At 67.0% G+C, this 10,691-nt stretch carries 9 protein-coding genes and 1 pseudogene; all 10 read left to right on the plus strand.

What is annotated here, in order from left to right; translation table 11 throughout:
• Window positions 1–746 precede the first annotated feature (746 nt).
• Complete coding sequence (gene pgl / locus A6A29_RS11470) at window positions 747–1,457, plus strand: 6-phosphogluconolactonase (RefSeq protein ID WP_073719913.1); 711 nt, start codon at window positions 747–749, stop codon at window positions 1,455–1,457.
• A 5-nt stretch (window positions 1,458–1,462) separates the two neighbouring features.
• The gene (locus A6A29_RS11475) at window positions 1,463–2,509 is read left to right on the plus strand and encodes an ROK family protein (protein ID WP_241838421.1); all 1,047 of its coding nucleotides are present in this window, start codon (window positions 1,463–1,465) and stop codon (window positions 2,507–2,509) included.
• On the plus strand, window positions 2,506–3,633 hold the full coding sequence (locus tag A6A29_RS11480) for a sedoheptulose 7-phosphate cyclase (RefSeq protein WP_073719915.1): 1,128 nt from the start codon (window positions 2,506–2,508) through the stop codon (window positions 3,631–3,633). The genes A6A29_RS11475 and A6A29_RS11480 overlap by 4 nt, the downstream gene beginning before the upstream one ends.
• A gap of 215 nt (window positions 3,634–3,848) precedes the next feature.
• Entirely contained in the window at window positions 3,849–4,742 is an 894-nt protein-coding gene (locus A6A29_RS11485) for a dehydrogenase (protein WP_107468187.1), read from the plus strand.
• The gene (locus tag A6A29_RS11490; protein ID WP_073719916.1) at window positions 4,739–5,797 is read left to right on the plus strand and encodes an alcohol dehydrogenase catalytic domain-containing protein; all 1,059 of its coding nucleotides are present in this window, start codon (window positions 4,739–4,741) and stop codon (window positions 5,795–5,797) included. Before A6A29_RS11485 ends, A6A29_RS11490 begins: the two co-directional genes overlap by 4 nt.
• Complete coding sequence (locus A6A29_RS11495) at window positions 5,794–6,909, plus strand: DegT/DnrJ/EryC1/StrS family aminotransferase (RefSeq protein ID WP_073719917.1); 1,116 nt, start codon at window positions 5,794–5,796, stop codon at window positions 6,907–6,909. Before A6A29_RS11490 ends, A6A29_RS11495 begins: the two co-directional genes overlap by 4 nt.
• Window positions 6,910–6,933: 24 nt before the next feature.
• Complete coding sequence (locus A6A29_RS11500) at window positions 6,934–7,587, plus strand: ribulose-phosphate 3-epimerase (protein WP_073719918.1); 654 nt, start codon at window positions 6,934–6,936, stop codon at window positions 7,585–7,587.
• Between the two features lie 13 nt (window positions 7,588–7,600).
• Window positions 7,601–8,281: an HAD-IA family hydrolase gene (locus A6A29_RS11505; protein WP_073719919.1), complete on the plus strand. Its 681-nt coding sequence runs from the start codon at window positions 7,601–7,603 to the stop codon at window positions 8,279–8,281.
• Window positions 8,282–8,502: 221 nt separating this feature from the next.
• Window positions 8,503–9,615: a carboxylate-amine ligase gene (locus A6A29_RS11510; protein ID WP_073719920.1), complete on the plus strand. Its 1,113-nt coding sequence runs from the start codon at window positions 8,503–8,505 to the stop codon at window positions 9,613–9,615.
• 203 nt (window positions 9,616–9,818) lie between these two features.
• A pseudogene (locus A6A29_RS11515) lies at window positions 9,819–10,415 on the plus strand (helix-turn-helix domain-containing protein); the annotation flags it as partial.
• Window positions 10,416–10,691: the final 276 nt, after the last annotated feature.

Raw genomic sequence — 10,691 nt, forward strand, 5'->3', positions numbered from 1 at the left:
CGCCTCCCTCTCAGGCTGGGACGTCACCGCCCACCTGGGCCTTGCCACCAGCGAGGTACATCTCACCTCCTGGCCTGCCGCCCCGGACGACTGGCCGTGCCTGGTCCGCCCAACCCATCCACGAGGTACTCGGCCTCTGCGCCGCCCTCGCGGTCGCGACCGCCGCCCTCGAACTCTCGAATCGCCTCGCCCCTGTCTGACCGAAACCGCAGAAGGCCGCCCCTGTGCCAACCAGGCAGGGGCGGACCTGCCGTCGAGCCGACAGCGCAACCGGGGAAGGGGGTAGCGTTTTCCCGGTTCGCCGTCGGAGTCGAGGAGACGGGCCACGGTCTTCCCGAGATTCCCGCGCATCTGCATACCGATCGTTCACCGATACTGCCCGGCGAAGAATCAGGATGAACACAAATATACCGGCGACCTATGTTGAACGTCGTTGCCACTGAATGCGAACACTCGCCGTGCCCCAAACACCTGTCGTGGTTTTACCCGGATGAGCTCCTCCGTTGGAAGAGTCTCTTCTCATCTGCCTTGACCGCACCCTGAGTTGGAGCTTCAGCCGGGCCTGTGCTGTGGCTGGTTTACCGCTGGTGCTGGTGGTTTCACTGTCCTAGCGTGATGCGAGGTTCGTGTGGGTCCGAGCTTTCACTGCGCGATACGCCGCCCATAAGTCGGCCTCGAATACGGTCGCCTTTTTCGCACCGCTACACGCCAAGGTCTGTTCCGTCCGCGTGCCTGGAGGACTGATTATGCGTTCAGCGATCAAGAGCGCCAGCTATCCGAATAGGGAGTCGCTGGCCGAGGCAGCTGCTCGCCTGCTCGTGGAGAAGATTGCACTGTGTACAGCTGAGGAGGGGCGCTGCCTGGTCGCGTTGTCCGGTGGCAGTACGCCTGCCGCTACCTACCGCTTGCTTGCCGGGGCCGGTCTGGACTGGGGGGCGGTTCACATCGTGCAGACGGACGAGCGGGTGACCGGTGTCCGGTCGGAGACCTCGGCCGCGGTCATTGAGGACAATCTGGTGCGGCCGGCCCGGATCCCCGCTTCGCGCTGGCATCCGATGCCCGGCATCACAGGGGACGACCTCGCGCGCAGCGCTGCCGACTACGCGCGGACTCTGGGTGGGCTGGGCGGTGACGGCACGCCTGACATCGTGCTTCTGGGGCTCGGGGAGGACGGTCACACGGCGTCGCTGTTCGAGGGTGACACTGCGGCCGAGACGGCCGAGCGGGTGGCGGTGACGATGCCGTATCAGGGAACGGTCCGCCTGACCCTGGGTGCCGGCCTGCTGGCGGGAGCCCGGACGCGGATCGTGCTGGCGGCGGGGAAGGCGAAGGCGCAGGCGGTTTCGCGGCTGCTGAACGGCGACGTACCGGCGGGTGATCCGGCTGCGCGCATTCTGGGTGAGGACGGCATGCTGTTCGTCGACCATGAGGCACTGGCGTACAGCGAAGCCCTGTGAGACCCGTGCTCGTGTTTGATCTGGGCGGCAGCTGGTGGCGTGTCGGCCTGTTCACGGACGAGCGGCAGGTACATCTGATCCGGCGTGAGCCGGCGGTCAACCGGAGCAGCGCAGACAGGCCGGTGCCCGTTCTCCAGCAGGAGCTGGTCGACTTCGTGCTCCGTCACACCCGCGCGTATCTGCGGGAACGTGCCTTGCTGCGTGTGGGCATCTCGCTCGGTGCGGCCATGAACGGACAGACCGGTCGTGTATTGGCCAGTGCACCCATGTGGGGCCCGGAACTCGCGCCGTTCGACCTTCTTGCCGTGTTGCGGGACGAACTTCCCGGACTGGCGTGGGGGGTGCTCAACGATGTCTCCGCACTTGCCGTGGCGCTGCGTGCCCGTATGCCCGCCGGCGGCCGGAAGGCCGCTGCGGTGACGGTGAGCAGCGGGATCGCCTACCGCACCATCGATCTGCGCACCGGTCACATCCCGTTGGATCCGGAGCATGGCCTGCAGGGAGAGATCGGTCATCTGCCCGTCGACTTCGTGATGGAGGGACGGAGGGTCGAGGCGCAATGCGAGTGTGGGGCGAGCGGGCATCTCGCGGCCTTTTCGTCGGGCCGAGGTATCGAGGAACTGCTCGGAGTTCTCCCGGAAGCAGCATGGCTGCGCGCCGGAAGTGACGCGCCCGCGGGGCCTGTCGCAGCGTTCGGGGTGGCGGTACGGCGGGGTGATCCGCGTGCGCTCCGTTTGCTGGACGCTTTCACCCGGCCCCTGTCGCGCATTCTCCTGGCGCAGACGACGCTCGACCCGGAGGTCGGCCACACGGTGCTGAGCGGCGGTGTTGTCGACGGCCTGGAGGGCCACTATCTCTCCAGCCTGCTGCGCAACCTCATGGCCGACGGACTGTATGGGATCTCTCATGCCGATCCGCACTACTTTCGCCGGCGGTTTGCCGTGGGAAGCCCAGATGGACTCGATCCACTTCGGGGCGCCGGTCTTCACGTCGCAGGTCTCTCTTCCCCGCCAGCTCAGGAACGTCTTGACAGACAAGGACTCACGTCATGAAATCCTGGACGGTCCGTGCCACCCAGGAAGTCAGTTACGAGGTCCGGCAGACCCGTGGCGTACTCGGCCTGGACAATCCGGATCTCGCCGATGCGGCCGGACTCGAAGCCGGTGCGCGGCGCCTGGTCGTGGTCGACCGGGAGGTCTGCAGGATCTACGGCGCCGGCATCCGTGCCTATTTCCGCCACCGTGACGTCGATCCGGTTCTGCTCGTACTGCCCGCCGACGAGTCGAACAAGACGGCGGCGTCCGTGTTCAAGGTGGCCGACGCCGCGGACCACGTGGGTCTGAACCGGCGCAGTGACCCGATCGTGGCCATCGGCGGTGGTGTGCTCACCGATGTGGTGGGCCTGGCGGCCAGTCTCTATCGTCGGGGGACGCCGTACGTGCGGGTTCCGACCACTCTCATCGGGCTGGTCGATGCCGCGGTGGGGGTGAAGACCGCGGTCAATTACCACTCCCACAAGAACCGTCTCGGCACTTACTTTCCGGCTGCCGTCACTCTGCTGGACCAGGGTTTTCTGCAGACGCTACCGGTGCGGCACATCGTCAATGGCCTGGCCGAGATCATCAAGATGGCAGTCGTCCGCGATGCGGGGCTCTTCGACCTGCTGGACGACAACGCCGAGCGTCTCATCGAGCAGATGGCTCAGGGGGACTTGGGCCGCAGAGTGATCGAGTCGGCGGTCGCGGGCATGCTCGGGGAACTGACACCCAACCTCTGGGAACACGACCTCAAGCGGCTGGTGGACTTCGGCCACACCTTCAGCCCGAGTATCGAACTGGCCGTGGACCCGCCCCTTCTGCACGGGGAGGCGGTCGCCATCGACATGGCACTGTCCTGCCTCATCGCGCAGGAGCGTGGGCTGCTGTCCTCGGCCGAAACTCAGCGTTCCCTGGGACTGATGCGCAGCGTGGGCCTGCCTCTGTCCCATCCCCGTGTGACTCCTGAAGCGTTGATCGACGGGCTGGCGGAGGCGACCCGTCACCGTGACGGAAACCAGCACGTCCCGCTGCCGCGAGGGCTCGGCCGGACGGTTTTCGTCGAGGACATCAAACCGGGCGAGATCCGGCGGGCCCAGCGGCGCAGCTTTGAGCTCACCGGCATGTGGGAGGCGGCATGAAGCCCAACCTGGCCGTGGTGCGCCATGGGAGGACCAGCCTCCTGGAACAGCGGGAACCCCCCGCGCCGGCACCCGGACAGGTGTTGGCACGAGTTCTGCGCGCCGGTGTATGTGGTACCGACCTGCAGATTCAACGGAAAGTCCGGCCCGACGCCGCGGCAGTTCTCGGCCATGAAGGGCTCGCCTCAGTACCCGCGGGAAACACGACTCGTCCGGTGATCTTCAACCCGGTCGACCCGGAGGCACAGGATCGCGTGCTGGGGCACAGCTATGACGGCGTCTTCCAGCACACGGTGCTGGTCGACGCGGACAGCCCTGTTCTGTTCGACGCCGATCCCCTCCTGATCGCTGACCTGGCACCTCTCGTGGAGCCTCTCGCCGCGGTCCTGTACGGGTGGGAGCTGGTGGAGCGTGACGCCCGGCCGGCCACCGCCGCCGTATGGGGCGGTGGCAGCACCGCGGTTCTTACCGCACTGGTCGGTGAGCTGCGGGGTATTCGGACGCACCTGGTGCACAGACGCGCCGGGCGTCTGAGCTTTCTCACCGGACAGGGCATCTTCGGCGCGACCACGCTCCACACCGGAGCTTCGGGCCTTCGCGGCATTGATGCGGCCTTCATTTGTCTGCCGAGGGAAGCGGCTCCCGGCGCGCTCAGTGAGGTGGTGTCCTCGCTCGCCCCCGGCGGCGTGGTCGACCTGCTCGGCGGCTTCGCACCGGGAGATGTCCACGGACAGATTCCCGGCGTGGACCTGGGTGCTGTCCGGCGAGCGAACGTCTGCGGTCAGCCCCGCCCCGGCGCCACCACCCGGGCCAGGACCGGGGACGGCGCAGCGATCGGGCTCACCGGGCACCGGGGGACCGCCCCACATCACCTGGCCGAAGCACAGCGCCTTCTGCGTGCCCATCCGGATGTTTTCGGAGCGCTGGTCACGCACGTGCTCTCGCTGGAGGCAGCCGCGGCGGAGCTCCAGGCGGTGGCCGCCGGAAGCGGACCGTCCGTCGGGCCACCGGAACGCATCAAGATGGTGATCGACCTCTGCATGCCCGGACGGTCACACCGGCCGGCCGATCTGACCACGACAGTGGGCGAGCTGAAGGTGACAGGTTGAACTCCGCCGGCACTGCCTACCAGCGACTTGACCACCATCACGGCCGCGTCACCGTCACCGAAGCCGTAGTGAGCGATCCTGCGGGGCGAGCCATGGTGGTGATCGCCCCGCAGCGGATCGGTGTATGCCGTTCGGACCTTCGCGAACTGCGGTCAGACCGGCACCAGCGGCGCGATTTCGGTCATGAGATCGTCGCTGACGTCGTCGCTGCCACCAAGGGCGTCGCGGTGAGTGTCGGACAGCGGGTCGTCCTCGATCCGCATCCCCAACTGCACACCCGCACCTCCGGATTCGGACAGCTGGTGGAACTCTCCGGGACTCCGGACCTCCTGCGCGACGCGCTCGTACCCGTTCCTCGGACCATGGGCGTGGACCGGGCTGTGTTCACCGAACCGCTCGCGTGCGCCTGCCACTGCATCGAGCGACTCCATACGGTCACCGATGAACTCGGCATGGACCGCCAAGGGCCGGTCGCCGTCGTGGGAGCGGGCATGGCCGGCGCGCTGATCGCTGCCGGGCTCCACGCGTCCCATGTACCGGTCACCGTGGTGAACAGGGGGCATGAGCGGCTGGACTTTCTGCGTCGTCGCGAGTTCCTGCCGAACCCGGTGCTGGGAGGACCGGACGGGAGTCCCCTGTTCTCCCGCACCGTGCTGGCGACCGCCTACGCCGAACCCGCTCAGATACGGCAGGCCCTGGACCTGTTGTTGCCGGGCGGCCTGCTGCTGCTGTTCGCAGGAACCAGACCGGGCATGGAACTGGCCGGTGTCGACATCGATGACCTGCGGCGCCGCGAACGCCTCGCACACGTGCGCGTGGATGGACGCCCCCTTGCCATCGCGGGGACCCACGGTGCCCTACGAACCGACTTCGAACACGCTCTGCAACTGCTGAACCGAGCGGCCAACGGAGAATGGCGCCTCGGTCCTGCCGTCGAACGGCTGGTCACCAGACGTATGACGCTCGCGCAGGCCGCGCGGCTTCTGCCCGAACACGCCGATCGCGGCTTTCTCGGCAAACCGGTCGTCGTCCCCACACCTCGGAGAAGACCATGATCGTGACCAAGTACAACCATCGCTCGCAGTTCGAGGACCTGGACGCGCTCACCCACCAGATCCGGGCGACCCTGGAATCCGGTGACTACATCCTCTCTCCCGCCGTCGAACAGTTCGAGGAACGGCTCGCCGCCCACACCGGAGTGGCCCACGCGGTAGGGGTGAACTCCGGCACAGACGCCATCGTCCTGGCCCTGCGCGCCCTCGGTATAGGTCCGGGCGACGAGGTCATCACCGTCGCCAACACCTTCCACGCCTCCGTGCTCGCCATCACCAGCGTCGGCGCCCGGCCCGTGCTGGTCGACTGCACGCCGGACTCCTACCTGATGGACCTTGACCAGGTCGATGCCGCCGTCACTCCACGCACCCGCGCCCTGCTCGCGGTACACCTGTTCGGCCAGGCACTGGACATGGACCGGATCGCCGCCATCGCGGACCGCCACAGCCTGGCGATCGTGGAGGACTGCGCTCAGGCCATAGGCGCCCGTTGGGCGGGCCGGCGGGTCGGCAGTTTCGGGCAGGCCGGCTGCTTCAGCTTCCACCCGAGCAAGAACCTGGCCGCGGCAGGCGACGGCGGTGCGCTCGTGACCGACGACGCGGCGATCGCCCGCCAGGTCAGGACCCTGCGAAGCCTTGGCCAACACCAGCAGAACGATCACGTAGAGCGGGGCTACAACAGCAAACTGGATGCCATCCAGGCACTCGTGCTGAACCACAAGCTCGACCAGGTGGACAAATGGAACAGCCGCAGGTCGGACATAGCCGGTGAGTACGCACGTGCCCTCACCGGTGCCGAACTGACGCCAACCCCACCCGCAGGCGAACGGCATGTCTTCCACCTCTACCAGGTCACGCTCGCACACCGCGACCACGTGCTTGCCGAACTCACCCGGCATGGCGTAGAGGCAGTCGTGCGCTACCCCGTCCCGGTACACCGCCAACGCGCGTTCGCGGACCTGCACCTGCCCGCCCGGTTCCCCCAGGCGCAGGCCCAGGCCGAAAACACGCTCTGCCTGCCGATCCGCCCAGACCTCACCGACAGGGAAGTCGACTACGTAGTACGGACGCTGCTCAAAGCGGTAGCGCCGTCCCGTCGCAATGCCGCCGGCTGACCGGCCGCGAAAACGGAGGACCGGATGACCACGATCGCCCCCGCCCTGCTCGGCGCTGACCCGCTCGCGCTCGCCGACGCGATCACCGAGGTCGAACGCGCCGAAGTCGACCTGATCCACCTCGACGTCATGGATGGACACTTCGTCCACGACATCAGCTTCGGACTCAACACGGTCAGAGCCATACGCAAGCGCACAGCCCTGCCGCTGGACGTGCACATGCAGGTGCAGCGGCCCGAGCAATACCTCGACGAACTGGCCGCGTCCGGCGTGGACACCGTGTCCGTACACGTGGAGAGCACCCTGCACCTCTCGGCGGTCCTGCGGCGGCTGGAAACCGCAGACATCAAACGCGGCGTGGTCATCAACCCGGCCACGCCCCTGAACACCCTCGATGAAGTGCTCGACCGGATCGACCAGGTCGTCGTGATGACCTGCAACCCGGGAACCAGCGACTTCCAGGCGCAGATGGTGGACAAGATCCGCCGATTGCGGGCTCTTCTGGAGGAACGGAGGATCGATCACGTGCGGGTGGTTGCCGATGGCGGCATCAATGCCTCCAGGGCCCGCGTGCTGGCTGAGGCCGGAGCGGATGTACTGGTCGCGGCGTCAGCCGTCTTCAGCTCCACCCATGGCGACGTGGCCGCCGGTGTAGCGGCCCTGCGCAAAGCGATGTGAAAGGACACAGCAGATGACGCTCAGTGCGGTCGCGGTTCTGTTCGATATGGACGGTGTGCTCGTGGACAGTTCCGGGTGCATCTCCCGCGCCTGGTTCGAGTGGGCGGGACGGCACGGGCTCGATGCCCAAGGCACCCTGGCCCTGGGGCACGGACTCACCACACTCGACCACATCCGAGCAGCTGCCCCGGCGCTGGCCACGGAGAAGGAGGCAGCCCTCATCGACGAGCTGGAGGACCGGCACGTCGCCGCCGTCATCGCACAACCGGGTGCCGCGGCGGCCACGTCTTCCCTCACCCGGGCAGACGTGCCATGGGGGGTGGTGACCTCCTGCTCCCGGGAAGCCGCCACAGCCAGGCTGGCGACCGCCGGACTCCCTCTTCCATCGGTTCTCATCACCGCCGACGACGTGACACGGGGGAAACCGGCACCGGACGGCTACCTGACCGGCATCTCGCGCGTCCGTGCCGAGCCGCACCGGACCGTGGTGTTCGAGGATGCCCCGTCCGGGATCACCGCAGCCCAGGCTGCGGGAGCTCACGTCATCGCCCTGTCCACCACGCACGCGGCCTCGCAACTCCTCGCCGTCGACTCGATCGTGCCTGACCTGTCCTTCGTCCGCTTCCAGCGGGAACCGCACACCACCGAGGTGGCCATCGAGATCCTGGCCGCGCGGGCCGCCCAGACCCGATGAGGTGAAGCACGCATACGGTGCAGCGCATGTGAGGGAACGCAGACCTCCGGTCGGCGCCGGTCACCGCGCGTCAGATGCCGGACCCAGATGCACAATGTCTGCTTCCTCGTGCGCGCCAGGTATGTGAGGCGGCCCCTGCAGAAAACATGGCCGGCACGAGCGCGGCAGAGCGGTGAGCGCGCCGGGAGAAGCAACAGGAAAGCCCGAGCGAAGGGGACGGCATGACACAACCGCTCACTGTCGGCGTCGAGGAGGAGTTCTTCATCGTCGATTCGGCGACCCGGAACCTCCTCCCGCAATCCGGACAGATCATTACCTCCGCCCTGGCTCAAGTGGACGAACAGACACCGTCCCGGTTCTGTGAGGAGTTCCGGCCCTGCATGGTCGAAAGCAGATCCGGGATCTGCCGGACACTGGACGAACTGCGGGCCGATGTCATCACCTCGCGAAGCACCCTCATCCGCGCCGCGGAGGAAGCCGGAGGCCGGATCGCCGCTGCGGGAACGTATCCGCTGGCAGACTGGCGGACACAGGAATTCAACACCAAACCGCAGTACCAACGGACGGTCGAGACATACCGGCTTCTCGCTGACGAACTCCTGATCTGCGGCTGCCATGTGCATGTCGGCGTCGCCGACCGCGATACCGCCGTCGAAGTGATGAACCGCGTCCGCCCGTGGCTGCCCGTCCTGTCCGCGCTGGCAGCCAGCTCCCCCTTCTGGATGGGCGCGGACACGGGATACTCCAGCTACCGCAGCATGGTCTGGGAACGCTGGCCCACATCCGGGATGCCCCCCACATTCCGGTCCTACGACGAGTACCAGAACAGTGTTCGGCTGTCCGTCGAGTCCGGCATCAGCCCGGTGGCCGGCGACATCTTCTGGGACGTACGCCCCGGCACCCAGTATCAGACGGTCGAGTTCCGCATCGCCGACTCGTGCGCCACGGCCGATGAAGTCATCCTGCAAGCCGGACTGTGCCGAGCGCTCGTACACACCACACTCACAGAGATCGAGAAAGGAGACACACCAGCCGACATCCGCTCAGAACTGCTGCGCGCGGCCAAATGGCGCTCCACACGCTTCGGACTCACCGACCGGCTTCTCGACCCGTTCACGGCCGCACTGGTACCGGCGCACGAGATGGTGGACCGACTGTGCGAGCACGTCCGCCCGTCACTGGAAGGCACCGGGGACTGGACGGTGGCCAGCGGGATCACCGAGCGGATCAAACGCCAGGGGACATCAGCCGAACGGCAACGGGCTGTCTTCGAGAGACGCAAGAGCCTCGAAGACATCGTCGACCATCAGGTAAGGGATACCGCCAGCTGGTAGATCCCGCACCCACCCACCGGGCATACAAGGCGTGAGGTAGTTCAATCCGCATAGCTGGGTAGGGGCTGCACAGGTGGCCCGGCCGTGTGCAGGAGGGCAGTGGGTGAGCTGATGTCTGATGCCGTATCAGGCAACGTTTTGCCCTGTTGTGATGCGCCGTCCGGGTGTCGGTCCGGGCGGCGTGGACACGGCATGCTGTTCTCGTGGCAGAGCGGGTGCGTGTCCGGGAGATGATGACGACGAGGGTCGGCGGTTGCTGCGGATCATCCGCCGCGGTACGGGGTCGGTGGTGGCCTGGCGCCGGGCCCGGATGGTCCTGCTGTCCGCGCAGGGCATGCCCGTGGCGAAGATCGCCGAGGTGACCTTCACCAGCGCCGACGGGATCCGTGATGTGATCCACAACTTCAACACCGACGGCTTCGACTCGCTCTACCCGAAGTCCAAGGGCGGTCGGCCGAAGACGTTCACGCTGCCCGAGCGCCGCGAGATCAAGAAGATCGCGAAGTCCACGCCGACCGAGCACGACCTCCCGTTCTCCACCTGGAGTCCGACCAAGCTGGCGGACTTCCTGGTCGCCGAGGGGGGGGTCGGCGACATCAGCCACGAGGATCTGCGCATCCTGCTCCGCGAGGAAGGCGTCTCCTTTCAACCGGCACCTGTTCGCCGCCTACAACCTGGCCAAGGACAAGCTCTACGGACACATCAAACCGGTCAGGCGGCGGACACAGTTCCTGGAATTCTGCCGCTACCCGCGCACCCTCTGCCCGGCCGAGGTCCGCCCGGCAATCGTCTGCGACAACTGTGAGGATCGTGATGTGCCGCAGGGGGCCGGAGCCTGACCCGTGCGACAACTGGCCGCAGCTGCCTTGGAGTGGAACTGTCGGCCCCGGCCTCCTGCGGTACGTACTGCCGCCGGCCCGGTGAACGTGTCCCGATAGGGGCTTTGCTGCACAAAGCACCGTCACAGTTCTGACCGCCCACCGGACCGGTGTCAGCCGCCAGCCCCAGTCCAAGGAGCTTCGTGACCGTCACCAGCATGCCCCAGCCGACGCTGCCCGCGCAGCAGGTCCCTGGGG

The sequence above is a fragment of the Streptomyces sp. TSRI0281 genome (genome assembly GCF_001905125.1).
Lineage (GTDB): Bacteria > Actinomycetota > Actinomycetes > Streptomycetales > Streptomycetaceae > Streptomyces.